Origin of the sequence: Mycobacterium sp. 1165196.3, assembly GCF_001673415.1 — a bacterium.
GTDB lineage: Bacteria > Actinomycetota > Actinomycetes > Mycobacteriales > Mycobacteriaceae > Mycobacterium > Mycobacterium europaeum_A.
Genome location: NZ_LZLU01000085.1, coordinates 43,452 through 67,876, shown reverse-complemented (window position 1 = coordinate 67,876; position 24,425 = coordinate 43,452). Strand labels below are relative to the sequence as shown.

The window sequence follows — 24,425 nt, the reverse complement described above, 5'->3', positions numbered from 1 at the left end:
GCGGGTCGCTCGCGTGTCAGCGGGCGTTGCCGTAATCCGGCGCGCCCGCTGACGGTTCAGGTGATCAGCGCCGGGTCAGTACAGCGGCACCCAGCCTCCGCACCCGCCCTACGTCCCGCGCCACGATGTGGTCACCGCCAACGCACAGATCGGTGGTCCCGCTGGTCCGGATGTCCAATTCAGCATCGTGGGTCGCGGGGCGCCCCCGCCGCCGCGCCCACATGGCTACGGCTGGAACGACGGCCCGGCTCCGGGCCACCCGCCGCCGCACTGGGAGGGCCCGCCGCCTCCGGGGGGCTGGAACGGACCGCCGCCTCCAGGAGGCTGGAACCGGCCGTGGGACGGTCCGCCTCGTGACTGGGATGCGGGACGGCGCGACTTCGGGCCGTTCAACTACAACACCTTTACCGTCGTGCCCGTCTTCAACTGGCAGTACGGGGGTTGGGGTTACTGGTTCTTCGGTGTCTGGGTGCCGCTGTACTGACCCGGCGCTGATCACCTGAACCGTCAGCGGGCGTTGCCGTAATCCGGCGCGCCCGCTGACGTGTCTGCGGACCTTCGCCGCAGTGCGGCGGGAGAGCGCGCGTGGCAGGCTCCGGGGATGGACGTGAGAGAAAACGTTCGCCGAGCCATCGATGTCATGACGGCTTGGTCGTCCGACAGCGGCCACGAATTCACCTGGAGCCGCCTGGTCGAGAACGTGGTCGACGAGCCCGACGGCGACATGATGCTATTGATGGGCTTCGTCAATCTCGCCGGCGAGCTGGGGATCCGACTCGAGCGGGCCACCGGTCAGGATGTGGGATCGCACCTGCGAGACATTGCCCGCAAGTACGTCTAGCGCGTCGGTCTACTGCGGATGGGCCGCCACATAATCGGCGGCCGGGATCGGCGACGATGCGTCGTAACCGATGGGCAGTAACACGTCGCCCGCCGTCGTCAGGCAGTAGACGTCCCACCGGTAGAACGCGGCGAACGTCGCGGGATCAGCCGCGATCAGCGCCGCGTAATCGTCGACCGCGCGCACGTATTGGTTGGCATGGTTGTACCCGTAGATGGCGTGGTCGCGATCGGTGGCGAAGCCGTTGGCGGCCAGGTAGCGACCCGCCGCCAGGATGCTGTCATGCGGTGAGTGGATGTCGCCGCCCTGGCCGTAGCCGGCGAACGTCGACGGCAGGAACTGCATGGGTCCCTGCGCGCCGGCGGTGCTCGCGCCGACGATGCTGCCGAAGCGGGTCTCGACGAGGTTGATCGCGGCCAGGTAGTTCCAGCCGACGCCGGATTCGGCTTCCGCCTGGTGGTAGTAGTTCATCAGTTCGTCGGCCGGTGCCGGCGGCTCGATGCGCCACGCGGGCAAGGTTTCTCGCACCGGGGTCAGCGCTGTGAGTTGCCGGCGGGCGTCGACGTTGCGGTCGTAGACGTCGGTCAGCTCCGGCGGGATGCGCCCGCGTGTGGTGGCGTCCCATTCGGGGTGGCGCCCGATTGCGCGGTAGGCGGCCTGCTCGCGACGCGCCGCCGCCGTCAGCGCCGCGTCCGGTGTGCCCGGATCACGCAGCGCGCGTTCGTCGGCCACCAGGTCGTCCGCCAGCTGTGCCGGGTCCGACGCCAGGCGAGGCTGTGCACCGCCGGTCGTCCCCGCGTCGGCGGGCACCATCCGCGCCGGCGACGAGGCGGCCCGCGTCGTCGTGGCCGGGCCGGTGGCCGCCGGCGGATGCGACGCCGAACAACCGACGAGCGCGAAGGCAATCGCGCCGACGACGAGCGGCCCGATGCGGTTACGGCTCACGGTGATCACGTCCATCCCTTGCCTCGTATCCCACGGCTACGGCTGGCCGGCTCAACCGAGTCTTTCGCATGATGGCCTGTGACATCAATGCGGTGGCGGCCATCTGCTTATCGGGAGTTGTAACAACGGCGCGACGCTCTCAAACTGGTTGATATGCGCGACCGCGAGAAGATCGATTCGGAATTGCGGCTCATCGCGCTGCGGCGCCAACAGATCCGCGAGCAGGGCGGTCAGCTGTCGTCGCATGAGGCCGACCAACTGCTCGACGAAATCCTGGCCCAGGGGGCGGGGACGCCCGAGGTCGCCGCGTTCGACGCCTGGGAGAGCGAGGTCGCCGGCGCCGTCCGGTCGCGGGAGAGCGAAGTCCGCGCCATCGCAGCGCGGCGACGGAAGGTCGCCGCGCTGCGCCGCCTGGGTCTGTTCGCGGCCTTACCGCTGTCTCTGGTGGCCGTCGTCGCCGCGGTGGTGGTGATGTTCGCGCTGCGCCACCACGATTCGGCGGCCCAGCCGGAGGACACCCCGCCCGCGGCCGCGCCCGCCCCGCCCGTGGCGCCGAAGGCGTCCGCCCCGGCGATTGGCGCCGTCGACGCGGCCTTCATCGGCGCGCTGAAGCGCGAGGGGGTGCCCGTTCCCAGCCAGGACTACGTGCTGAGCCAAGGGCACGCGGTGTGCGACTTTTTGGCGCACCAACCGAACTTCGCGGACGCGGCCGGGTTCGTGCAGCGCAGGTCGGTCTGGGACGCGGATCAAAGCGCGAAGGTCACCGCGGGCGCCATCGTCGCGTACTGCCCGCAGTCGCGACCCACCGCACCGGACCCGACGCAGCCGGACTATCAGAAATCGTTGTCTGATCTACAGGACATCCAACGGGATCTGCAGGGCATCCAGGGGAAGCTGCAGGACATTCAAGGCGGTCTGGACGCCATCCCGGGTCAGCCGTAATCCGGGTCACGCGCAAGCGTCGCGGTTACCGACACGCGCGTTGGCCGGGAGCGAGTTCAGACGGCGATGGTGAGCTTCGACATGCCGCGCAGCGTGACGTTCGGCTTGTACAGCGGCTCACCAGCAAGACGTGCGCAAGGGAAGCGCGATGTCACGGCCGTCAACGCGATCGACGCTTCGAGCCGGGCCAGCGGCGCGCCGAGGCAGAAGGACGGACCGTGCCCGAACGCCAAGTGGTGAATAGTTTCTCGATCAGGGTCGAACTCGTCGGGCCTCTCGATGACGTCGGGGTCGCGTTGGGCGGCGGCCTGCAACAACAGCATGATCCCGCCTTTCGAAACCGGGGCATCGCCGATCGTCATGTCCTCACCCGCGATCCGGGCCATCAGCTGGTTCGGTGGGTCGTACCGCAGCGTCTCCTCTATCACCGCTGACACCCGCCCCGGGTTGGCGCCCAGTGCGGCCCACTGGCCCGGATGACGCAGCATCGCAAGGATCGCGTTGGCGATGAGGTTCACTGTGGTCTCGTGCCCGGCGATGAGTATCAGAGCGCAGGCCGCGATGATCTCCTCCTCCGTGAGCTGGTCACCGCACTTCTCAACAGCGATCAATGCGGATATCAGGTCCTCACCGGGCGCACGGCGGCGTTGCTGGATCAGGTTGTGCAGGTATTCGTGCAGCCACAGTCCTGCCCGCTTCCGTTCGTCGGACGCGGCCGGGTCGCGGGAGAACGTGATGAACGGGTCGACCAGTCGCGCCAGCGGCGCCGCCGCCCGGCTGAACTCCGGCTCGTCCTCGATCGGCACGCCCAGCAGCCGGCAGATCACCGCCACGGGTAGTGGGTAGGCCAGATCGGCGATCACGTCGAAAGTGCCCGCGGCCTCAACATCGTCAAGGAGGGAAGACACCAGCCCGCTGATTTCTGGTTCGAGCGCCATGACAACCTTCGGTGCGAAGGCCTTGCCGACGAGCTGGCGCAACCGGGCGTGATCCGGCGGGGCGAGGGACAGAAAGCCCGTTTCGCCGAACGGCCGCCGCTGGGCACCGGCAGCGATCTCTTGCCGTGCGAACATGATCCCGGTGGCCGACGCGGGGTGCCGTAGCACCTGGTTGCAGTCCCGGAACGAACCGAACACCGTGAGGTTGGCCGAGGGGACATGCAGCGGTCCATGCTCTCGGAGCTCACGGTAGACGGGATACGGGTTCACCCGTGTCGACGGGCGAAGGAGCCGCAGCAGCAAGGCTCGTGGCGCAGTCGCAGCAGCCGTCATCCTGACAACCCCCCCCGGGTTACGTTTATCAGGCCGACTTTTTGACCCCCCTCGCTGGCTAGGCGGCCGATAGAGAATGGCATTTTATTTGCTAACCAACGATTAGTCGCTTCATATCACGGTCATCGCGCGCGTACTCGGAATACGCGGCATCTCAGTCAAAATAGAGTGTTCTCACAGCTTTCCCGTGGTGGTCGGTCGCCTATTGGCTGATCGCCGCAACGACCTTCGACCTGGACGCTTTGTTCGACTCCGGTTTGGCTGCTCTGGCGGAGCGACTCAGTGAGAGCCCCCTGTCAGGATTGAACTGACGACCGCTCGCTTACAAGGCGAGTGCTCTACCACTGAGCTAAGGAGGCGGGGTAAAACCGTGCCCAGCCTAATCGGTCACTGGTCGCTGTCGATCACACGTGCGGAGCGCACCGCCCGCGACGACGGGCGCCGCCGGCCGGGCAGCGGAATCCGGTCGGCGATGTTGCTCAGCGGATTGACCACCATGGTGAGCGCGATGACGGCGTCCTGCAGCGTGGCAATGGCGGGCTCGAGCGCCTCCATGCCCGGTGTGAGCCGCGCCAGGGTGTCGGCGACGTCGGCGAGTTGATCCAGCGGTCCGTTCTTCGCGGTCAGCTTGTCGACCAGCCCGCCCTCGGCCAGCAGCCGGTCGGCCAGCCCGTCCTCGGCCAGCAGCCGCTCGATCAGCCCCTCCTCGGCGACCAGCTGATCGGCCAGCCCGCCGGGCTGCAGGGTGCGGTGCAGGGCGCCGCCCTCGGCGGTCAGCCGGTCCAGCAACCCACCCTCCGAGGTCAGCAGGTCGACCACCCCGCCCGGGCGCAGCAGGCGATCGATCGGGCCGTCCGGGGCCACCGCCCGGCCCAGCGGGGCGTCGTCGTCGAGCAGCCTGGCCAGCCGGTTGGCCCGCATGATCGCGTCGTCGATCCCCAGCATGGACGTCATCGCGTTGGTGCCGGCGGTCCCGCCGTCGCCCAGGGCTCGCTTCGCCACGCCGACGGCGGTGCTCGCGACGCTCAGGCTCGCATCGGCGGCGGCCAACCCGACCCGGGCGGGCGCCGTCGCGGCCGACACGATGCTTCTGGCGAGGTTCATTCCTCGAGTCTATTCGCGACGCAAGCTGGGCAAGCCCGTTACGTCCCAAGGCAATGCGATGATTCCTGGCAGACTACTATCAGACGGTTGGCACTGAGCTTTCAGGAAGTACACAACCTTCGCATAGCAAACGTTCAGCAAGGGACAGAAGCATCTGATGACATCGGCAACCCCCAACGACACTAAACCGGAGGCTCGCGTCCTCGTGGTCGACGACGAAGCCAACATCGTCGAGCTGCTCTCGGTCAGTCTGAAATTCCAGGGTTTCGAGGTCTACACCGCAACCAATGGCGCCCAGGCCCTCGATCGGGCGCGCGAGGCCCGGCCCGACGCGGTCATCCTCGACGTGATGATGCCGGGCATGGACGGGTTCGGCGTGCTGCGCCGGCTGCGCGCCGACGGCATCGACGCCCCCGCCCTGTTTCTCACCGCCCGGGATTCCCTGCAGGACAAGATCGCCGGCCTGACGCTGGGCGGCGACGACTACGTGACGAAGCCGTTCAGCCTCGAGGAGGTCGTCGCCCGGTTGCGGGTCATCCTTCGCCGCGCCGGCAAGGGCGGGGCCGAACCGCGCAGCGCTCGACTGTCTTTCGCGGACATCGAACTCGACGAAGAAACCCACGAGGTGTGGAAGGCCGGGCAACCGGTGTCGCTGTCGCCGACCGAATTCACGCTGCTGCGTTACTTTGTGATCAACGCCGGCACGGTGTTGAGCAAGCCGAAGATCCTCGACCACGTGTGGCGTTACGACTTCGGAGGTGACGTCAATGTCGTCGAGTCCTACGTGTCGTACCTGCGTCGCAAGATCGACACCGGCGAGAAGCGGCTGCTGCACACCCTGCGCGGAGTCGGTTACGTATTGCGGGAACCGCGCTGAGCCCGCCCGCGGCCGGCGGCGGTAGAAGAAGTTAGGTAGATGGTCACGAAGCCTCGACGCGGATTGCCCCTTCGGATAGGGCTCGTCGCCGCCACCCTGGCGCTGGTCGCCTGCGGCCTCGCCGTGTCCGGCATCGCGGTGACGTCGATCCTGCGGCACAGCCTGGTCAGCCGCATCGACTCCACGCTGCTCGACGCGTCGCGGGGCTGGGCGCAGAACCCGCGGCGGCAGTCGCCGCCGCCGTACGAAGGTCCCGACCCGGGCCGGCCGCCGTCGAAGTTCTACGTCCGCGGCGTCAGCATGGACGGGACCCCGTTCACCGCGATCAACGACCGCAACGCCGAACCGGCCTTACCGCCCAACAACGACGTCGGCCCCAATCCGACGACGTTGCCGTCGGTGAACGGCTCGGACATCCAATGGCGGGCCGTCTCGGTGCACGGCCCGCACGGGCTGACGACCGTCGCGATCGACCTGTCCGACGTCCAGCACACGGTCAGCTCGCTGGTCTGGCTGCAGATGGGCATCGGGGTGGCGGTGCTGGTCGTGGTCGGGATCGCCAGCTTCGCGGTGGTGCAGCGCAGCCTGCGGCCGCTGGCCGAGGTCGAGCAGACTGCCGCGGCGATCGCCTCGGGCCAACTGGATCGCCGTGTGCCAGAACGTGATCCGCGCACCGAGGTGGGCCGGCTCTCGCTCGCGCTCAACGGCATGTTGGCGCAGATTCAGCAGGCGCTGGCGTCCTCGGAGTCCTCAGCCGAGAAGGCGCGCGGCTCCGAGGACCGGATGCGGCGCTTCATCACCGACGCCAGCCACGAACTGCGCACCCCGCTGACGACCATCCGCGGCTTCGCCGAGCTGTATCGCCAGGGCGCCGCGCGCGACGTCGCGATGCTGTTGTCGCGGATCGAAAGCGAGGCCTCCCGGATGGGCCTGCTGGTCGACGACCTGCTGCTGCTGGCCCGCCTCGATGTGCAACGACCGCTCGAACACCACCGGGTGGATCTGCTGGCGCTGGCCAGCGATGCCGTGCACGACGGGCAGGCGATGGACCCCAAGCGCACCATCACCATGGAGGTCCTGGACGGGCCCGGCACCCCGGAGGTGCTCGGTGACGAGGCGCGGATACGGCAGGTGTTGAGCAACCTGATCGCCAACGCGTTGCAGCACACCCCGGAAAGCGCCGACGTCACCGTGCGGGTCGGCACCGACGGCGAGGACGCCGTGCTCGAAGTGCTGGACCAGGGTCCCGGCATGAACCAGGAGGACGCGTCGCGCGTGTTCGAGCGGTTCTACCGGACCGACTCGTCGCGCGCCCGCGCCAGCGGCGGTACCGGGCTGGGACTATCCATCGTCGACTCCTTGGTGCGCGCGCACGGCGGCGTGGTCAGCGTGACCACCGCGCCCGGCGAGGGCTGCCGCTTCCGGGTGACGCTGCCGCGCATCAGTGACGTGCCGGCGCACGAGCCCGTTCACGTCAACTGAGCCAGCGCCGCCTTGATCTTGGCCTGGGCCTCGTCCAGCGATTCCGCGGACGGGTTACGGTCGACTCCCGCGAAGCCGAAGTCGCTGAGGCTGCGAGTGGGAAAGACGTGCACGTGCAGGTGCGGCACCTCGAGCCCGGCGATGATCAGGCCGGACCGCTCGGTCCTGAACGCCTTGCACACCGCCTTACCGATCAGCTGGCTCACGGCCATGACCCGTGCGAAGGCCGGTCCGTCGACGTCCTGCCAATTGTCGAGCTCGGCGCGCGGCACCACGAGCGTATGGCCCTGCGTCATGGGCTCGATCGTGAGGAATGCGACGACGTCGTCGTCCTCGTAGACGAAGCGGCCGGGAAGTTCACGATTGATGATCTTGGTGAAGATCGACGCCATGGGCCCAGCATAGGTGCGCCGACATTGCGCCAGCGGCTGTGGTCGCCCGCGCGCCACGCGCCGCAAAGCGACCTCGGCGACGTACCGATGAGTTCGGCCGCCGTCTCGGGTCAATCCTGCGACGCCCCACAACGCGGATGGATTCAGGAGACCTCACCATGTCACGAGTGCGCGTGCACAACTTTTCGATTTCCCTCGACGGCTTCGGTACCGGTATCGGCCAAAGCATGGACGCGCCGTTCGGGCACGCCGGCGGACGGCTACACGAGTGGTTCTTCGCCACGCGGACCTTCCGCGCCATGCACGGCGAGTCGGGCGGGGCCACCGGCATCGACGACGCCCTGGCCAGCCAATGGGCGCCGGGCATCGGCGCGGAAATCATGGGACGCAACAAGTTCGGGCCGCAGCGCGGACCATGGACCGGCCAAGACGGCGGCGAGGAATGGAAAGGCTGGTGGGGCTCCGAGCCGCCTTTTCACACACCGGTCTTCGTGCTCACGCACCACCCACGACCCCCGATCGAGATGGACGGCGGCACCACCTTCCACTTCGTCGACGCCGGTCCCAGGCAATCCCTCGAGTTAGCCCGAAAAGCCGCCGGGGACAGCGACATTCGCCTGGGCGGGGGACCGTCGAGCGTCCGCCAATTCCTCGAAGCCGATCTCGTCGACCACATGCACATCGCGGTGGTGCCGATCATCTTGGGGCGCGGCGAGTCGTTGTGGACCGGGCTGGAAGGCCTCGAACAGCGATTCGACCTAGAGTCGGTGAGCAGCCCCAGCGGCGTCACGCATCTGATCTTCACGCGCCGCTAGGACGATCGCCGCGGCTCGAGTGACGACTCAGTCCTGTTTGCCGAACTGCATCATGTCCAGGTTCCAGTAGCCGCGCATGTTGGTGATCAGTCCCGCGTCGTTGACCTTGTAGGTGAACACGCCGCGCACCGAGCTGGTGAAGCCGCCGTCGAACTTGCTGTTGAGCACCAGGATGTGGGCGATCTCGTCGGGTGAACTCGACGGGAAGGTCTCCTCGCAGGTGATCGAGAGCTGGTTGGCGGCGATGTTGCTGTCGAAGAACGCGCCGACGGCCTCCTTGCCGCGCACCCCGGTGCCGTCGGGATTGGTGACGGACTTGCCGATCGGGTCCTCGATGACGACGTCGTCGGACATCAGCGCCAGCCACCCCTCGCGGTCGTGCGCCTGCACGCACCGCCACGACGACTGCGACGCGGTCAGGGCCGGCGACGCCTGGGATTGCTCGGTTTCGGTCATTTCTGTTCTCCTGTCACTAGATTGCGCACGCGGCACGCGCGCCTTCCTCGGTGGCTTTGCGGATCAGGCCCAGCCCGGTGCAGTCACCGGCGGCGTGCACCTCGGCGTCGGGCAGGGCGTCGACCAGGGCGTCGAACAGCGCGGTGTCCGGCTCGACCGTGCCGGCCAGCACGACGCTGTCGGCGGCCAGGCGCCGGATGGTTCCCCCGTCGGGGGTGAACTCCACCGCATCGGCGGTGATGCGTTCGGTAACGGCGCGCACGTGCACGGTGACGCCCAGCCGGTCGAGACGATCCATGTGTTCGGTCTTGCGTTTATTGCCCACCTCGGGCGCGATGTCCTTGCCGGCCTCCAGGATGGCCACCAACCGGCCCCGGCCGGCAAGGAATTCCGCCAATTCCAGGGCGACCAGGTCACCGACGACGATGACCACGCGCCGCCCGAGCGGCATCCAGGCCCGGCTGGCCAGTCGGATCGCGGCCGGCCGCAGCAGCCGCTGCCGCCGGCCGGACAACACAGCGGCGCCGAGGCGCTGCCAGGCCGGCGCGCCGGATTGGGCACGGCCACCTAGCAATTCGCGCAGCCCGGGCCCGGTGTGCACGTGCGCGCGATCGGCGCCGGGGATCGGCGGCACGACGACACGGCCACCGGTGGCCACGATCACCGCATCCGGTGCGGACGCGACGACGTCGCCGGCCGAAACACTATGGCCTGGATGAATTTTGGCCCGGCTCGCCCTGAGCTCGTCGCACAGGTACCGCAGGAACGGCTGGTTTTCCGGGTGCAGCACCGAGGCCCAGCGCAGCGCGCCGCCCAGCTGCGCACTGCGCTCGAACAGCGTGACGCGGTGGCCGCGTTCGGCGGCGACGCGCGCGGCCTCCAGCCCCGCCGGGCCACCGCCGATCACCACCACCCGTTTCGCGCGGTCGGCGCGGGCCGCCGCCAATTGCCGTTCCTTGCCGGTGCGCGGATTGACCGCGCAATCGACCGAGAAGCGCTGTTCCATTGCGTCGATGCAGTTTTCGCACGAGATGCACCTGCGGACCCGGTGCGCCTGGCCGGACGAGATCTTGCGGGGCAGGTCGGGGTCGGCCAGCAGCGGGCGTCCCATGGCGATGAAATCGGCACGGCCGTCGGCCAGGATCCTTTCGGCGCGCACGGGGTCGTGGATGCGGCCGACGGCGATCACCGGCACGTCGACCACCTGCTTGACCGCGGCCGCCGCACCGACGTTGAGCTCGTCGCCGTCGTCGGCGCCGTTGACCATGCCGGTGACCAGCCGATCGATCACCCCGCCGCTGACGTGGAACGCGTCAACCCCGGCGGCGATGAGTTCGGGTGCCAGCCGGGCGGTTTCGTAGATGGCCCGGCCGCCGGCGACGCGTTCGTACCCGGAGATGCGCAGCGTGATCGGCAGGGCGTCGCCGATCTCGGAGCGGATCGCGGCCAGCGCCTCGAGCACCACCCGCGCCCGGCCGCGCGCCGAGTCACCGCGGTACTCGTCGGTGCGCCGATTGCGTTGCGGCGCAAGGAAGGAGCCCAGCAGCATGTAGCCGTGCGCGGCGTGCAGCTCGATGCCGTCGTAGCCGGCCTCGACGGCGCGCCGGGCCGCGGCCTTGAACAGATCGAACACCTGGGTCAGTTGCCGCGCGCTGATCTCGGCCGACGGGCGCCCGGTGAGGTAGGACGGGATCACCGACGGGCCCAGCGACTCGACACCGAAGATCTCCGGTCCCAAGCCGTCGGGCCCGGCGTGCACGATCTGGGGCTGGATCTTGGCGCCGTGCTCGTGCACCGCCTCCACCAGCGCCCGATGCGCGGCGACGGCATCATCGGTGGACAGATGCAAGCCGCCGGGAGTCTCGGGGTGGTGATGGTCAACCCCGGTGGCGCCCAACGTGATCAGCCCGACACCGCCGCGGGCGCGGGCCGCGAAGTAGTCGCGGGTGCGCTGCGACGGCAGCCCGTCCGGGGTGCCGTACATCGTCTCCATCGGAGACATGACCAGGCGGTTGCGCACGCTCATGGCGCCGATGCGTCCCGGCGCCATGAGGTGGCCGAAGCCGGTCACTGAGCGGACGCGGCTGACAAGTGGTTACCGGTCGGCGTCGGTGAACCGGATGACGCCGCGAATGTTCTTGCCGTCCAGCATGTCCTGGTAGCCGTCGTTGATCTGCTCCAGCTTGTACTGGCGGGTGATCATGTCGTCCAGGTTCAGCTTGCCGGCCTTGTACATCGACAGCAGCTGCGGGATGTCGTACTGCGGATTGCCGCCACCGAAGATGGTGCCCTGCAGGTTCTTCTGCATCAGGGTCAGCATCGCCAGGTTCAGGTTGACGTTGGTGTCCAGCAGGCTGCCGATGGCGGTCAGCACGCAGGTGCCGCCCTTCTGGGTGATGTTCAGGTAGTTGTCGACGTCGGCGCCCTGCAGCTCGCCCACGGTGACCACGACCTTGTGGGCCATCAGGCCGTAGGTGACCTCGGCCATGCCCGCCATCGCCGCGAAGATGTCGGGGTAGACGTGGGTGGCGCCGAACTTCAGCGCCTGGTCGCGCTTCCACTCGACCGGGTCGATCGCGAAGATGTAGCGGGCGCCGGCGTTGACGGCTCCCTGCAGCGCCGCCATGCCCACCCCGCCGACGCCGACGATGGCGACGTCCTGGCCCGGGCGGATGTCAGCGGTGCGGACCGACGAGCCGTAACCGGTGGTGACGCCGCAGCCGACCAGCGCGGCGACCTCGAACGGGACTGACGGGTCGATCTTCACCACCGAGCTGCGGTGCACGACCATGTAGGGGGAGAACGTTCCCAGCAGCGTCATGGGGTAGACGTTCTGGCCGCGGGCCTGGATGCGGAAGGTGCCGTCGGACACCGCGGCGCCGCCCAGCAGGCCGGCGCCCAGGTCGCAGAGGTTGCGCATGCCGGCCTGACAGGTCGGACACTGCCCACACGACGGGATGAACGACAGCACGACGTGGTCACCCGGGGCGATGTCGTCCACGCCGGGACCGACCTCGGTGACGATGCCCGCGCCCTCGTGGCCGCCGAGCACCGGGAAACCGGCCATCGGGATGCCCCCGGTGACCAGGTGATGGTCGGAGTGGCACATGCCCGCCGCTTCCATCTGGATCTTGACCTCATGGGCTTGCGGGTCGCCGATCTCGATTTCCTCGATAGACCAGGGCTGGTTGAACTCCCAGATCAGTGCGCCTTTTGTCTTCACGATGGTCCTGACCCCATTTCGCCTTTGAATTGATCAGAGCTGACCGGCCCCTTCATGCCGGCCAGCTAGGTGACGAGTGCCACAGGCACCCTTGTCGCGTCAGCATAGCGCGTGCAACAAATCAAATGCTTGGTTGGCTCCCCCTCACCAGATGGGGACGGGAGCCTCGCCAAGCGGGTAGTAGCCGGGCAGCTTTTCCCCGGCGACGCTGCGCTCGATGCGCTTCTGCATGCCGTCGCTCAGATCCCCGGACTCGATGAGCTTGCCGAACATGTACGCGACGTGGCCGAAGTCGAAGAAGTCGCGCTGCCACTCGATGAGCCGGTCCTCGTTGAGTCGGAACCAGCTGCCCCCGATGCCGTAGATCTCGTCCCGGGTGCCGTCGTTCTTGTTGACGATCTGCTTCCAGAAGCCGACGATCTCGCCCTGCTTCTCGTCGATGAGCACCTTCTGGTATTCGTACACCCAGTTCTCCAGCCCCTCCATCTCCAGGCCGAGCGCGATGTCGCGGATCTCGTCGATCCCGACGCACATCACGTCCTCTTTGGGGCCGATGTTCCAGCCGTAGGTGGCGTCTTGGGTGTAGAAGTCGGCCAACGGCCGCCAGTCACCGGCCTTTTCGCAGTCCTTGTTGGCCTGCAGCCAGCGGTCGACCCATGCCTCGAGGTCTTCGCGTGAGTGTGACGTCTTGGAAGTCATGGGTCCTCAGTCTTCTTTCTCTTTGATGAACAGTGCTTGCGTGGGACACATATCGACCGCGCGCTCGACCTCGTCGCGGGCGTCCTCGGGCGGTTCGGGGTCGACGATCTCGACCTTGCCCCGCTTGGGCACCCGGAAGTAGTCCGGCGCCTCCAGTTCGCACATGGCGTGGCCCTGACACAAATCCAGATCCGCTTCGATCCTGAATCCGCCCATTGGACTTACTCCCTTACGCGCTGCGCTTGCGGTAGCGCACCTTGGCCGGGCGCGCGAGCTGCACCACCATCTTGGAGTGATCGTTGTGATAGCTGTCTGCCGGCTGAGCCATCTCAAATTCATACTCGCGCAACAGGACCGAGAAGATCGCCTTGATCTGCATCTGGGCGAACGCGGCGCCGACGCAGCGGTGCCGGCCCGCGCCGAAGGGAATCCAGGTCCACCGGTTGACGATGTCGGCCTGCTCGGGCTTGTTGTAGCGGTCGGGCTTGAACGCGTCCGGGTCGGGAAAGTCCTCGGGGATCCGGTTGGAGATCGCCGGGGAGGCCGCGACGTAATCACCGGTGTGAATGGGAAAGCCCTCGACCTCGAACTCGCCCTTGGCGACGCGCATCAGGATGATCAGCGGCGGGTGCAGGCGCAAGGTTTCCTTGACCACGTTGTCCAGCTTTGGAATCGAGCGCAGCGCATGGAAACTCACCTCCTGGCCGTCGGCGTAGAGCTCCTCGAGCTCGGCCAGCACCTCGGCGTACACCTCGGGATGGCGGATCAACTCGATCAACGTCCAGGCCGAGGTCCCCGAACTGGTGTGGTGCCCGGCGAACATCAGCGAGATGAACATCCCGGTGACCTCGTCGGCGGAGAACCGGGGCCGGCCGTCCTCGTCCTTGATCGAGACCAGCACGTCGAGCATGTCGCGGTCGGCCTTGTCCTTCGGCGGGTTGGCCAGCCGCTGATCCATGATTTCTTGCACCAGCGCAACCAGTTTCACGCGCGCCTCGTCGCGGCGCCGGAAGCTGTCGATCGGCAGGTAGGGGTCGACGTAGCACAGCGGGTCGGTGCCGCGTTCCAGCTCGTGGTAGTACTCGGCGAACCGGTGGTCGAGCTGCTCACGAAACTTCAGCCCGATCAGACACGCGGTCGAGGTGTAGATGGTCAGCTCGGCGAAGAAGTCGAGCAGCTCGATCTCGCCCTCGTCGCCCCAGTCGGCGATCATCTTCTTGACTTCGCCCTCGATGGTGGCCGCGTGCCCCTTCATCTGCTCGCCGCGCAGCGCCGAGTTGTGCAGCATCTCCTTGCGCCGCTCCGGGCTGGCGTCGAACACGACGCCCTTGCCGAAGATCGGCGTCATGAACGGATACGCCTCGGCCTGGTCGAGGTCCTCGTCGGCGGAGCGGAAGAAGAACTCGTTGGCGCCGGCACCGGACAGCAGGATGACGTGCTTGTCGACCAGTTGGAACCAGCCGACGTCCCCGCATTCCTCGCGGACGCGCTTCATCAAACCGATTGGGTCGGTGCGGAATTCCTCGAGGTGGCCGTGCTCTTCCTCGCCGCCGGAAACCCGGGGCACCGTAGCTGTTGTGGTCATGACGGCATCCCCTCTTCGCCGAGCGCGAGTTTCTGGCGGTCTTTATTGTCGGCCAGCGGTGCTTCGGGCTGAAGCTCCATGTTGGCGATGAAGCCACCGCGCGGCGTCTCGGCGACGAACGTGATGGCGCGTCCCAAGTCCGCCGCGCGCAGGAAGTAGTCGTGGCGGGCCTGGCCCCACTTGGCCCAGTCCTCCAGCGCCGGCCCGATCTTCTCGGCCGGCAGGCTCCAGCCCATCGACGTCTTCGTGGGGCCGGGGTGCACGATCGAGGCCCGCACGCCGGTGCCCTCGAGTTCCATCTGGAAGTTGGTGACCATCGCGACCAGCGCGGCCTTGGCCGCGCCGTAGGCGCCCATGTGCGGGCGCTGACGCAGGGCAACATCGGATCCGACGAAGATCAGGTCGCCGCGCTGTCGCTCGAGCATGCCGGGCAGCACCGCGGTGGCCAACCGGTTGGCGCCGACCAGGTGGATCTGCAGCTGCGACTCGAATTCGTCGGTAGTGATCTCGGCGAGCTTGCCGAAGTAGGTGTCACCCGCTCCGGCCACCAGCACCTCGATGTCGCCGAGCGCATCGGTCGACTGTGCCACAAAGGATTTCACCGAGTTCGGGTCGGTGACGTCCAGATGGAATCCCACCGCCTCGCCACCGTCGGCGTTGATCTTTCCGACGATGTCCTCGAGCTTCTCCACCCGGCGGGCGCCCAGCGCGACCGGGAAGCCGTGCGCCGCGAGCTCGATGGCGGTGGCCTCTCCGATGCCGGAGGAAGCGCCGGCCACGATCGCGGGCCGGCGTTCGGGCAAGGGTTCAAAGCGGGGCATTCAGCGGACCTCCACGCTCATTGGTAGGTGAGCGAATCCGCGGACATTGCTCGAGTGGACGCGGACGGCGTTGGCCTCGTCCACCTCGTAGCCGCGGATTCGCTTGAACAACTCGGTGAGCGCAACCCGGGCTTCCATCCGCGCTAGATGCGCGCCCAGGCAAAAGTGTGCGCCGCTACCGAAACTCAATAGTTTGGGCCCGATTTCGCGCCCGATGAGGTAGTCGTCAGGGTTGTCGAAGACCCGCTCGTCGCGATGCCCGGACCCGGGCAACAGCAGCAGGACGTCGCCCTCGGGAATGGTGGTGTCATACAGGGTGAGCTCCCCGGACACGGTACGAGCCAGGATCTGGCTAGAGGTGTCGTAGCGCAGGGTCTCCTCCACCCACAGCGGCACCCGCGTCAGGTCCTCGTAGACCGGCGTCAGTTGATCCGGGTTCTTGTGACCCCAAAACGCGGCATTGGCAAGCAGTTTGGTGGTGGTCTCGTTGCCGGCGATCACCATCAGGAACATGAAGCCGAGGACCTCGTCGTCGGTGAGCCGGTCGCCGTCGATCTCGGCCTCCAGCAGCGCGGAGGTCAGGTCGTCGGTCAGCTGCTCGCGCCGCTCGGCCACCATCTGCTGGTAGTAGACGATCAGGTTGAGGGAGGCTTCGACGGCCTCCGGCGGCACGTCGGTGACGCCCTCCTCGCGGTGCATCACCCCGTCGGCCCAGGCCCGGACCTGATCCCGATCCGGCTCGGGGACACCCATCAGCTCGGAGATGACGTCCATCGGCAGCTTGCCGGCGAACTCGTCGACGTAGTCGACGGTGCCGCCTTGCGCCTTTTCCATCATGGTGTCGAGATGCTGCGTCGCGATCTCGGTGACCCGCGGCTCGAGTTCGCGAATCCGCCTGGGCGTGAAGCCCTTTGAGACCAGAGTGCGCAGCCGCAGGTGGGCCGGGTCGTCCATCGCCAGGAAGCTCATCGTCTTGCTGGCGTGCGGCCCGCGCGACGCCGGATCCAGCGAGACGCCGAACTTGTTGGAAAGCGTTGTGCTGTTGCGGAATCCCTGCAGCACGTCCTGGTGGCGCGACAACGCCCAGAACTTCAGCTCGTCGTTGCGATACAGCGGGGCCTCGTCGCGCAGCCGCTGGTAATACGGGTACGGATCTTCGTGGAAGTCGTAGTCGTAGGGGTCGAGGACCAGCTCGTGGTCGCCCACATGGACGGTCATTTAGGTTCGTGTCTCCTGGTTTGTCTCGCCGGGGCCGGGCAAGATCAGATTCACCACATAGGCCAATTGGTCGGCAATCTGGTGATAGGTGAACTGGCCACTGGCCGCCTGGACCAGTGCGCCGAAGAACATCATTTCGAGCGCGGTCACGGTGTTAGGGTCGGCCCCGGGGCCGATGGCGGTCGCGATGCGGCGGTGGATCTCGGCGCCGATGCGGTCGCGCACCGCACCCACCGCGGGATCGGTCCCGCCGCCGAGCAAGGCCGTCGTGCATGCGGCGCCGACCTCCGGCTCGTCGGCGACCACCAGCGCCAGGTGCCGCAACACCTTGTCCACCCGGACCGGCATCGGGTCGTTGACGTCGGTGAAGAACGGAACCTGGCGCACCAGGTCCAGATAGACCTCGGCGATCAGGTGGTTCTTCGACGAGAAGTAGGTGTACGCGGTCGCCGGTGCGACCTTGGCCCGCGCCGCGACCGCCCGCACCGTCAGGTCGGCGTAGGACTTCTCCCGCAGGGTTTCGATGCCCGCCGCGAGCACCTTGCGGAACGTCTCCTCCTGGCGACGGTTGCGCGCCGGCTGACCGGCCTGGCGGTCGCCGCCGGAGGTGATCGTCACCAGTGCATCGCTGGACACATGTCCAAGCTAGAGGATCGGATCGGCGCGAGGCAACCCCGCAGCCGAAATACGCAGCGTAATACCCATTTCAACCCTCTCGGCGAGGGATGCCCGAGATCGGCTCTTGCACCGCCGACGGCCTGGCGGCTATGGTTCGATCGGACAATATCGGACAGCTGTCCACTAGATTGGCGTGCCGGGTTGGCGCACACAGACGGGAGCGGAACATGGCCTTGTTGGCCGACGGCGTGAGTGAACTGTTCATCGACGGCAAGCTGTCGGCCGGCGGCGCCGGCAACTTCCCCACGGTGAACCCGGCGATCGAGGAAGTGCTGGGCGTCGCCGCAAACGCGGACGCCGGCGACCTGGACCGCGCGATCGACGCCGCGCGGCGCGCCTTCGACGAGACCGACTGGTCCCGCAACACCGAATTGCGGGTGCGCTGCATCCGGCAGCTGCGCGACGCGATGCGCGACCACATCGAAGAGTTGCGCGACATCACCATCGCCGAGGTCGGCGCCCCGCGGATGCTCACTTCGGCCGCGCAACTGGAGGGACCGGTCGGTGACCTGAGCTTCGCCGCCGACACCGCCGAGTCCTACGAGTGGAACCAAGACCTCGGCCAGGCGTCGCCGATGGGCATCCCGACCCGGCGCACGATCGCGCGCGAAGCCGTCGGCGTCGTCGGCGCCATCACGCCGTGGAACTTCCCGCACCAGATCAACCTCGCCAAACTGGGGCCAGCGCTGGCCGCCGGCAACACCGTGGTGCTCAAGCCCGCACCGGACACGCCCTGGTGTGCCGCGGTGCTCGGTGAGATCATCGCCGAACACACCGACTTCCCGCCCGGCGTCGTCAACATCATCACGTCCGACGACCACCGGGTCGGCGCACTGCTCTCGAAAGACCCTCGGGTGGATATGGTTTCATTTACCGGGTCGACCGCGACGGGCCGCAGCGTCATGAGCGACGCCGCCGCCACCATCAAGCGGGTTTTCCTGGAGCTCGGCGGCAAGTCGGCGTTCGTCGTTCTCGAGGATGCCGACCTGGGCGGGGCGTGCTCGATGTCGGCGTTCACCGCGGCCATGCACGCCGGGCAGGGGTGCGCCATCACGACGCGGCTGGTGGTGCCGCGAGCCCGCTACGACGAGGCCGTCGCGATCGCGGCGGGCACCATGGGCTCGATCAAGCCCGGCGACCCCAACGACTCCGGAACCGTTTGCGGGCCGGTGATTTCGGCGCGGCAGCGGGAGCGGGTGCAAAGCTACCTCGACCTGGCGATCGCCGAGGGCGGGACGTTCGCCTGCGGCGGCGGCCGCCCGGCGGACAAGGACCGCGGCTTCTTCATCGAACCGACCGTGATCGCCGGCCTGACCAACGACGCCCGGCCTGCCCGTGAGGAGATTTTCGGACCGGTGCTCACCGTGATCGCCTACGACGGCGAAGACGATGCGCTGCGCATCGCGAACGACTCGCCATACGGCCTGTCCGGCACCGTGTTCAGCGCCGACCCGGAACGCGCGGCCAACTTCGCGTCGCGGATGCGGGTAGGCACCGTCAATGTCAACGGCGGTGTCTGGTACTCCGCCGACGCGCCGTTCGGCGGATACAAGCAATCCGGTAACGGCCGTGAAATGGGCGTGGCCGGCTTCGAGGAATACCTGGAAGTCAAAACCATCGCCACCGCTGTGCAGTGACCGCGCCATTAGGCGACCGAGAGGAAAACATGCGATTCGAGAACAAAGTCGGCATCGTCACCGGGTCCGGTGGCGGCATCGGGCAGGCGTACGCCGAGGCGCTGGCCCGCGAGGGCGCGGCGGTGGTGGTCGCCGACATCAACGCCGAAGCCGCCGATGCGGTCGCCAAACAGATTGTCGCCGACGGTGGAACGGCCATCAGCATTCCGGTCGACGTGTCCGACCCGGCGTCGGCCAAGGAGATGGCCGACCGCACGCTCGCGGAATTCGGCGGCATCGACTATCTGGTCAACAACGCCGCGATCTTCGGTGGCATGAAGCTGGACTTCCTGCTCACCATCGATCCTGAGTACTACCGCAAGTTCATGAGCGTGAACCTGGACGGCGCGCTGTGGTGCACGCGCGCGGTGTACAAGAAGATGGCCAAGCGTGGCGGCGGCGCGATCGTCAACCAATCATCCACCGCCGCATGGCTTTACGCGAACTACTACGGCCTGGCCAAGGTCGGAATCAACGGCCTGACCCAGCAGCTGTCCCGCGAACTGGGTGGCCAGAAGATCCGGATCAACGCGATCGCCCCCGGCCCCATCGACACCGAGGCCAATCGGACCACCACCCCGAAGGAGATGGTCGACGACATCGTCAAGGGCCTGCCGCTGTCGCGGATGGGCACGCCCGAGGACCTGGTCGGCATGTGCCTGTTCCTGCTCTCCGACGAGGCCTCGTGGATCACAGGACAGATCTTCAATGTCGACGGCGGACAGATAATCCGGTCGTGACGGGAGGCGATGCCAGATGACTGATCAGCTGAAGCTTGGCTACATCGGCCTGGGCAACATGGGCGCGCCGATGGCCACCAAGATGACCGAATGGCCGGGCGGAATAACGGTTTACGACATCCGGACCGAGGCGATGACCCCGCTGGTGGAAAAGGGCGCCGGCCTGGCCGACAGCGTCGCCGACGTCGCGGGCGCCGACCTCATCCACATCACCGTGCTCAACGACGCCCAGGTGCGCGAGGTGGTCGGCGAGCTGGCCGCGCACGCCAAGCCCGGCACCGTCATCGCGATCCACTCGACCATCAGCGACACCACGGCCGTCGAGCTCGCCGCCGAGCACAAGCCGCACGGCATCCATATCGTCGACGCGCCGGTCAGCGGTGGCGCGGCCGCCGCGGCGAAGGGTGAACTCGCCACCATGGTGGGCGCCGAGCGGGAGGTGTACGAGCGGATCAAGCCGGCCTTCAAACATTGGGCATCGGTGGTCATCCACGCCGGTGAGCCCGGGGCGGGCACCCGAATGAAGCTGGCCCGCAACATGTTGACGTTCACCTCGTACGCCGCGGCCTGCGAGGCCATGAAACTCGCCGAGGCCGCCGGCCTGGACCTGCAGGCGCTGGGCCGGGTGGTGCGCCACACCGACGCGCTGACCAGCGGCCCGGGTGCGATCATCGTCCGCGGCAACATGAAAGACCTTGAACCGGACAACTTCTTGTACCAGTCCTTCCTGCACGCCCGCGAGCTGGGGGAGAAGGACCTGAGCCTGGCGTTGGCTCTCGGCGAATCGGTGTCGGTCGATCTGCCGCTCGCCCAGCTGGCCTACCAGCGGTTGGCCGCGGGCCTCGGGGTACCACACACGGAGAAAGAGGCGTAATGGACGAGCTGCGCAGCAAGGGCCTCGCGAAGATGAACGAGGTCTACGGCTGGGAGATGCCGAACATCGAGGGCGACGCGTACTTCGACCTGACCGTCGACCACCTGTTCGGCAACATCTGGACGCGACCGGGATTGTCGATGCGCGACAAGCGCATCATGACGCTGACCGCGGTGACCGCGATCGGGAACCGCGACCTGGCCGAGATCCAGATCAACGCCGCGCTTCTCAACGGCGAGCTCACCGAGAACGAGCTCAAGGAGATGGCGGTCTTCCTCACCCACTACCTCGGCTTCCCGCTGGGTTCGGCGCTCAACGGCGCCGTCGACGCCGTGGTGGCCAAACGCAAGAAGGCCGCGGCGAAGGGCGCCGGGGAGGACAAGAAGGGCAACGTCGACGCCGCGCTGAAGATGCACTCGGGCAACAAGGACGACTAAGCGTGGCGTGAAGCCTCTTGTGCAAGTTGCACTCTCGAGCTGATACCCAGCTTGGAGTAGACGTGGCTCAGATGCGTCTGCACCGTTCGCGCGGACACGAACAGCCGGCCGGCGATGGCTTTGTTCGGCAGCCCCTCGCTGACCAGCCTCACCACGTTGATTTCGGCGGGGGTCAGTGAATCCCATCCCGTTGCCGGTCGCTTGCGCTCGCCGCGCCCGCGTTGCGCGTAAGCGATCGCCTCCTCGATCGACAGCGCCGCGCCCTCGGCCCATGCCGCGCGGAAGTCGTTCTCGCCCATGACCTTGCGCAGCGCTGCCACCGACGTGTCATAGGCGGCGTCGTAGATCTTGAAGCGCACATACCCGGTGCGGCCGCGAACCGCATCTGCGGCGCCGAAGAGGCGACCGGCTTCTCGGTTCGCCCCGGCGCTCGCCGCAAGGATGGCCAGGCATTCGAGGACGTCGGGGACCACGTAATACCCCTTCAGGTCCCCGGCGCCGGTGAGCGCATCACGCGCATCACGCGCCGCCTGCTCAACATCGTTTTGCGCGATCGCGATTCGCGCCCGCTTTGCCAGCGCGAGCAGCAGGTGCATGCCGGGGGCGATGGTGACGGCATCGTCGGCCAAGCGGCGGGCCACCGTCAGGTCACCCCGCGCGAGGGCAACGTCCGCGAGTGGGATGACGTTGACCGCGGCCAGTTCGGGTTGGGCCTTCATGCGCTCCCACGCCGCCTCGCCGGCGGCGGCCGCTGCTTCCACGTCGCCCGCGGCCAGGTTTGCCACCGCCAGCGCGGCATAGGCGAAGCCCTGATTGAACGCGCTGAAATCCGCGGCGGCTTCGACCGCCGCGGTGGCCGCGGCCCTGGCCTCGTCCGGGTCGCCCGCGAAGGCGAGATAGTGGCCCAGGCTGACGAGGCTTGACATCCGCCATGTTTCGTCGTGCGCCGCCTCGGCCTCCGCGACCAGGGCCCGGAATTGCGCTACGGCTCCGGTGAGATCGGCTTCCCACTGCTGCGCCAAGCCAATACACCACCGGCACGCGCGGGAGGTGTAGCCATCACCGATCGCGTCGGCGATGTCACGCCCTTCTTCGCCGGCCGCACGCGCCGCGATCGCGTCACCCTTGCCGGTAACCGCGGCGAACGCTTGGAACGCCAGGATTTGGCTCAGGCTCCTGTCATCGCCCACGGCGCGGGCCAGTCCGAGCGCTTCGTCAAAGTACGAACTGGCAGCAGCCGCGTCAAAGGCGGCGATGATGCCGCAACCGGCGAGCGCGCGAACCAGCAGCGCCGGATCGTCGATCTCGCGGGCGAGTGCCAGGGCCTCCAATGCCTTGTCCATGTTGTCGTGAATGGTCTGCGCGCCCTCGAGAGTGGCGTTATCTGCAAGCGCGCGGGCGCGGACGGCAGGCGGCACCTCCGCGTTGCGCGCCGCCGCGTCGGCGAGCGCCGCTTCGAACCAGGCCGTCCCCTCCCGAACACGGCCGCGAGTGGTCCAAAGCGGTTGCAACGCCGATGCGAGGCGCAGCGCCTCGGAGATCTCGCCACTCTCCCGGCACCACGCGAACGCTGCGCGCAGATTGTCCATCTCTGTTGCCGCGCGCTCGACCCTGCTCTGATAGCCGGTGCGGCCGGGCTCGTCGAGCAGGGCGGCCATTGAGGTGTAGTGGTCGCGGTGGCGCGCGCGCACGGCGTCGGCTTCGCCGGACTCGCCGAGCTTTTCCAGCGCGTACTGACGAACCGTCTCCAGCATCCGGTATCGGGTTCCGAAGCCGCCGTCTTCTGCCGCAATGAGCGATTTGTCGATGAGCAGCGTGAGCTGGTCGAGAATTTGGTAGCTCTCGACGTCGGTGTCACCGCAAACCTGTTGTGCTGCATCGAGTTCGAAACCGCCGTGGAATACGGCTGCCCGGCGGAACAGGACGCGTTCCGGCTCGGTCAACAGAGCGTGCGACCAGTCGACGGACGCCCGCAACGTCTGCTGGCGGCGCACGGCGGTGCGCGCGCCGCCGGTCAGCAGGCGGAAACGGTCGTGCAGGCTGTCGAGGATCTGCGCCAATGACAGCGCGCGGACCCGCGCGGCCGCCAACTCGATCGCCAAGGGTATGCCGTCGAGGCGCTCGCAGATCTCCGCTACGGTGGCAGAGTTCTGTTCGGTCACAACGAAATCAGGCCGCACTTGGTGCGCGCGGTCGGTAAACAACGTGATCGCCTCGTCAGTCAGCGACAGGGAGGGCACCCCCCAGGCGACTTCGCCGACCACCCGGATCGGCTCGCGGCTCGTGGCGAGAACAGTCACTTGGGGGCACGCCCCCAGCAGCGCCTCGGTCAGCGTGGCGCACGCGTCGATCAGGTGCTCGCAGTTGTCCAAGACGACGAGGATGCGCCGCCCGCCGATGGCCCGGGTAACCGTGTTCATCGTCGAAAGCCCTGCTTGGTCTGGCAGCCCCAACGCCCGCGTCACGGCGACCGGTACGACGGCGGGATCGGTGATCGGCGCCAGATCGACGTACCACACGCCGTCGGTGAACTCGGTGTCCATCCGGTCCGCGATCTGTACTGCTAGACGCGTCTTGCCCACACCGCCCGCGCCGGTCAGCGTCACCAACCGGTTGCCCACGACGATTTCCCGCACGGCCTCGATTTCCGCGCCGCGTCCGACGAAACTCGTGAACTGCGCCGGAAGGTGTTGTTTCCCAGCGCTTTTCGATGCGCGAAGCGGTGGGAAGTCGTTGTGCAGGTCGGCGTGGCAGAGCTGCGTTACGCGTTCGGGCCGGGGCAGATCCCGCAATGGGTGCGTGCCGAGGTCGAGCAGCCACGCTTCGGTGCCAACCGCGTCGGCGAGCAGGTCGGCTGTGGTCGCCGACAGCACCGTCTGGCCCCCATGGGCGAGATCGCGCAGCCGTGCCGCGCGGTTGATGGTCGGCCCGATGTAGTTTGCTTCGTCGCGCAGTTGCACTTCGCCGGTGTGCAGTCCGATCCGCAGACGGATCGGCGTCAGCGGTGTGCGCTGCAACTGCAGAGCAAAGGCGGCGGCGTCGCTGGCACGGGCGAAGGCGACCACGAAGCTGTCGCCCTCGCCCTGCTCCACCGGGCGCACCCCGCTGTGCCGGGCAACCAGGTCCGATACCGCCCGATCCAACCGTGCGATCGCGGCGCTCATCTGCTCGGGCTGGGTCTGCCAGAGCCGCGTCGAGCCCTCGACGTCTGCGAGCAGCAACGTCACCGTTCCGGTCGGGAGCTCGGTTACGCCCAAGTCGCTCCAGTTCAATGGTGGCGTGTCCACGCGTTGGTCCGTCTCAGCCATGTTAGCCAGCTTGAGCTGGTTGGAGGCGGCAAACATCGGCA

Annotated in this window: 23 protein-coding genes, 1 tRNA gene and 1 pseudogene; 10 read left to right on the top strand and 15 right to left on the bottom strand. The window is 67.5% G+C overall.

Annotated features, from left to right (window positions below; genetic code table 11):
- Positions 1-88: 88 nt before the first annotated feature.
- Positions 89-484, top strand: a pseudogene (locus tag A5659_RS26870) (MAP_0585 family protein); the annotation flags it as partial.
- Positions 485-601: 117 nt separating this feature from the next.
- On the top strand, positions 602-841 hold the full coding sequence (locus A5659_RS08920; protein WP_066864012.1) for a hypothetical protein: 240 nt from the start codon (positions 602-604) through the stop codon (positions 839-841).
- A 9-nt stretch (positions 842-850) separates the two neighbouring features.
- Here the strand turns inward: A5659_RS08920 and A5659_RS08915 are convergent, their stop codons facing one another.
- The gene (locus A5659_RS08915) at positions 851-1,801 is read right to left on the bottom strand and encodes a lytic transglycosylase domain-containing protein (RefSeq protein ID WP_156748925.1); all 951 of its coding nucleotides are present in this window, start codon (positions 1,799-1,801) and stop codon (positions 851-853) included.
- Between the two features lie 138 nt (positions 1,802-1,939).
- Between A5659_RS08915 and A5659_RS08910 the strand changes: the two genes are divergently transcribed.
- On the top strand, positions 1,940-2,728 hold the full coding sequence (locus A5659_RS08910) for a DUF732 domain-containing protein (RefSeq protein ID WP_066864009.1): 789 nt from the start codon (positions 1,940-1,942) through the stop codon (positions 2,726-2,728).
- Positions 2,729-2,784: 56 nt separating this feature from the next.
- On the opposite strand, the gene A5659_RS08905 is transcribed toward A5659_RS08910, so the two are convergent.
- The 3 genes from A5659_RS08905 to A5659_RS08895 form a co-directional block, all read right to left on the bottom strand.
- Complete coding sequence (locus tag A5659_RS08905; protein WP_067180455.1) at positions 2,785-3,999, bottom strand: cytochrome P450; 1,215 nt, start codon at positions 3,997-3,999, stop codon at positions 2,785-2,787.
- A gap of 287 nt (positions 4,000-4,286) precedes the next feature.
- Positions 4,287-4,358: transfer RNA gene (locus A5659_RS08900), tRNA-Thr, on the bottom strand.
- Between the two features lie 28 nt (positions 4,359-4,386).
- Positions 4,387-5,103 carry a hypothetical protein gene (locus tag A5659_RS08895; RefSeq protein ID WP_067019336.1) on the bottom strand — a complete coding sequence of 239 codons (717 nt, stop codon included), beginning with the start codon at positions 5,101-5,103 and terminating at the stop codon, positions 4,387-4,389.
- A 157-nt stretch (positions 5,104-5,260) separates the two neighbouring features.
- On the opposite strand from A5659_RS08895, the gene phoP reads away from it, so the two are divergent.
- On the top strand, positions 5,261-5,980 hold the full coding sequence (phoP, locus tag A5659_RS08890; protein ID WP_066864000.1) for a two-component system response regulator PhoP: 720 nt from the start codon (positions 5,261-5,263) through the stop codon (positions 5,978-5,980).
- Positions 5,981-6,019: 39 nt separating this feature from the next.
- Entirely contained in the window at positions 6,020-7,462 is a 1,443-nt protein-coding gene (locus A5659_RS08885; RefSeq protein ID WP_067019338.1) for a cell wall metabolism sensor histidine kinase WalK, read from the top strand.
- On the opposite strand, the gene A5659_RS08880 is transcribed toward A5659_RS08885, so the two are convergent.
- Complete coding sequence (locus A5659_RS08880; protein WP_066863992.1) at positions 7,450-7,854, bottom strand: HIT family protein; 405 nt, start codon at positions 7,852-7,854, stop codon at positions 7,450-7,452. The two genes, A5659_RS08885 and A5659_RS08880, sit on opposite strands and share 13 nt — an antisense overlap.
- A gap of 158 nt (positions 7,855-8,012) precedes the next feature.
- On the opposite strand from A5659_RS08880, the gene A5659_RS08875 reads away from it, so the two are divergent.
- Complete coding sequence (locus A5659_RS08875) at positions 8,013-8,669, top strand: dihydrofolate reductase family protein (protein WP_066864046.1); 657 nt, start codon at positions 8,013-8,015, stop codon at positions 8,667-8,669.
- A 27-nt stretch (positions 8,670-8,696) separates the two neighbouring features.
- Here the strand turns inward: A5659_RS08875 and A5659_RS08870 are convergent, their stop codons facing one another.
- From A5659_RS08870 to A5659_RS08830, 9 genes are all read right to left on the bottom strand, one after another.
- Positions 8,697-9,125 (bottom strand): ketosteroid isomerase family protein, encoded by a 429-nt coding sequence (locus A5659_RS08870; protein WP_066863989.1) that lies wholly within the window; start codon positions 9,123-9,125, stop codon positions 8,697-8,699.
- Between the two features lie 16 nt (positions 9,126-9,141).
- Positions 9,142-11,196, bottom strand: a complete 2,055-nt coding sequence (locus A5659_RS08865; RefSeq protein WP_067180445.1) for an FAD-dependent oxidoreductase — start codon at positions 11,194-11,196, stop codon at positions 9,142-9,144.
- Positions 11,197-11,220: 24 nt separating this feature from the next.
- Positions 11,221-12,348, bottom strand: coding sequence for an NDMA-dependent alcohol dehydrogenase (locus A5659_RS08860; protein ID WP_066863983.1), 1,128 nt, complete (start codon positions 12,346-12,348; stop codon positions 11,221-11,223).
- A gap of 144 nt (positions 12,349-12,492) precedes the next feature.
- Positions 12,493-13,047, bottom strand: coding sequence for a hypothetical protein (locus A5659_RS08855; protein WP_066863980.1), 555 nt, complete (start codon positions 13,045-13,047; stop codon positions 12,493-12,495).
- A gap of 6 nt (positions 13,048-13,053) precedes the next feature.
- Complete coding sequence (locus A5659_RS08850; RefSeq protein WP_066863977.1) at positions 13,054-13,263, bottom strand: ferredoxin; 210 nt, start codon at positions 13,261-13,263, stop codon at positions 13,054-13,056.
- Positions 13,264-13,276: 13 nt separating this feature from the next.
- Positions 13,277-14,632: a cytochrome P450 gene (locus A5659_RS08845; protein WP_066863974.1), complete on the bottom strand. Its 1,356-nt coding sequence runs from the start codon at positions 14,630-14,632 to the stop codon at positions 13,277-13,279.
- A complete protein-coding gene (locus A5659_RS08840; protein ID WP_066863971.1) occupies positions 14,629-15,453 on the bottom strand; it encodes an SDR family oxidoreductase in 825 nt (274 codons plus the stop codon). Before A5659_RS08840 ends, A5659_RS08845 begins: the two co-directional genes overlap by 4 nt.
- Positions 15,454-16,671, bottom strand: coding sequence for a cytochrome P450 (locus tag A5659_RS08835; protein WP_066863969.1), 1,218 nt, complete (start codon positions 16,669-16,671; stop codon positions 15,454-15,456).
- On the bottom strand, positions 16,672-17,307 hold the full coding sequence (locus A5659_RS08830) for a TetR/AcrR family transcriptional regulator (RefSeq protein ID WP_066863966.1): 636 nt from the start codon (positions 17,305-17,307) through the stop codon (positions 16,672-16,674).
- Positions 17,308-17,516: 209 nt separating this feature from the next.
- Between A5659_RS08830 and A5659_RS08825 the strand changes: the two genes are divergently transcribed.
- The 4 genes from A5659_RS08825 to A5659_RS08810 are packed head-to-tail and all read left to right on the top strand — an operon-like array spanning position 17,517 to position 21,076.
- Positions 17,517-18,986, top strand: coding sequence for an aldehyde dehydrogenase (locus tag A5659_RS08825; protein WP_067180435.1), 1,470 nt, complete (start codon positions 17,517-17,519; stop codon positions 18,984-18,986).
- Between the two features lie 29 nt (positions 18,987-19,015).
- Positions 19,016-19,765 (top strand): SDR family oxidoreductase, encoded by a 750-nt coding sequence (locus A5659_RS08820; protein ID WP_066880269.1) that lies wholly within the window; start codon positions 19,016-19,018, stop codon positions 19,763-19,765.
- 16 nt (positions 19,766-19,781) lie between these two features.
- Positions 19,782-20,639, top strand: coding sequence for an NAD(P)-dependent oxidoreductase (locus tag A5659_RS08815; RefSeq protein WP_066880271.1), 858 nt, complete (start codon positions 19,782-19,784; stop codon positions 20,637-20,639).
- On the top strand, positions 20,639-21,076 hold the full coding sequence (locus tag A5659_RS08810; protein WP_066863955.1) for a carboxymuconolactone decarboxylase family protein: 438 nt from the start codon (positions 20,639-20,641) through the stop codon (positions 21,074-21,076). The genes A5659_RS08815 and A5659_RS08810 overlap by 1 nt, the downstream gene beginning before the upstream one ends.
- On the opposite strand, the gene A5659_RS08805 is transcribed toward A5659_RS08810, so the two are convergent.
- Positions 21,073-24,384: a LuxR C-terminal-related transcriptional regulator gene (locus A5659_RS08805; protein WP_067180467.1), complete on the bottom strand. Its 3,312-nt coding sequence runs from the start codon at positions 24,382-24,384 to the stop codon at positions 21,073-21,075. The two genes, A5659_RS08810 and A5659_RS08805, sit on opposite strands and share 4 nt — an antisense overlap.
- Positions 24,385-24,425: the final 41 nt, after the last annotated feature.

Excerpts from the sequence above, each read along its gene's own strand:
- A5659_RS08835 (WP_066863969.1), bottom strand. The coding sequence starts at position 16,671 with ATGACCGTCCATGTGGGCGACCACGAGCTGGTCCTCGACCCCTACGAC.
- A5659_RS08820 (WP_066880269.1), top strand. The coding sequence starts at position 19,016 with ATGCGATTCGAGAACAAAGTCGGCATCGTCACCGGGTCCGGTGGCGGC.
- A5659_RS08810 (WP_066863955.1), top strand. The coding sequence starts at position 20,639 with ATGGACGAGCTGCGCAGCAAGGGCCTCGCGAAGATGAACGAGGTCTAC.
- A5659_RS08920 (WP_066864012.1), top strand. The coding sequence starts at position 602 with ATGGACGTGAGAGAAAACGTTCGCCGAGCCATCGATGTCATGACGGCT.
- A5659_RS08905 (WP_067180455.1), bottom strand. The coding sequence starts at position 3,999 with ATGACGGCTGCTGCGACTGCGCCACGAGCCTTGCTGCTGCGGCTCCTT.
- A5659_RS08885 (WP_067019338.1), top strand. The coding sequence starts at position 6,020 with ATGGTCACGAAGCCTCGACGCGGATTGCCCCTTCGGATAGGGCTCGTC.
- A5659_RS08910 (WP_066864009.1), top strand. The coding sequence starts at position 1,940 with ATGCGCGACCGCGAGAAGATCGATTCGGAATTGCGGCTCATCGCGCTG.
- A5659_RS08880 (WP_066863992.1), bottom strand. The coding sequence starts at position 7,854 with ATGGCGTCGATCTTCACCAAGATCATCAATCGTGAACTTCCCGGCCGC.
- A5659_RS08840 (WP_066863971.1), bottom strand. The coding sequence starts at position 15,453 with ATGCCCCGCTTTGAACCCTTGCCCGAACGCCGGCCCGCGATCGTGGCC.
- A5659_RS08855 (WP_066863980.1), bottom strand. The coding sequence starts at position 13,047 with ATGACTTCCAAGACGTCACACTCACGCGAAGACCTCGAGGCATGGGTC.
- A5659_RS08875 (WP_066864046.1), top strand. The coding sequence starts at position 8,013 with ATGTCACGAGTGCGCGTGCACAACTTTTCGATTTCCCTCGACGGCTTC.
- A5659_RS08915 (WP_156748925.1), bottom strand. The coding sequence starts at position 1,801 with ATGGACGTGATCACCGTGAGCCGTAACCGCATCGGGCCGCTCGTCGTC.
- A5659_RS08815 (WP_066880271.1), top strand. The coding sequence starts at position 19,782 with ATGACTGATCAGCTGAAGCTTGGCTACATCGGCCTGGGCAACATGGGC.
- A5659_RS08825 (WP_067180435.1), top strand. The coding sequence starts at position 17,517 with ATGGCCTTGTTGGCCGACGGCGTGAGTGAACTGTTCATCGACGGCAAG.
- A5659_RS08850 (WP_066863977.1), bottom strand. The coding sequence starts at position 13,263 with ATGGGCGGATTCAGGATCGAAGCGGATCTGGATTTGTGTCAGGGCCAC.
- A5659_RS08845 (WP_066863974.1), bottom strand. The coding sequence starts at position 14,632 with ATGACCACAACAGCTACGGTGCCCCGGGTTTCCGGCGGCGAGGAAGAG.
- A5659_RS08805 (WP_067180467.1), bottom strand. The coding sequence starts at position 24,384 with ATGGCTGAGACGGACCAACGCGTGGACACGCCACCATTGAACTGGAGC.
- phoP (WP_066864000.1), top strand. The coding sequence starts at position 5,261 with ATGACATCGGCAACCCCCAACGACACTAAACCGGAGGCTCGCGTCCTC.
- A5659_RS08870 (WP_066863989.1), bottom strand. The coding sequence starts at position 9,125 with ATGACCGAAACCGAGCAATCCCAGGCGTCGCCGGCCCTGACCGCGTCG.
- A5659_RS08895 (WP_067019336.1), bottom strand. The coding sequence starts at position 5,103 with ATGAACCTCGCCAGAAGCATCGTGTCGGCCGCGACGGCGCCCGCCCGG.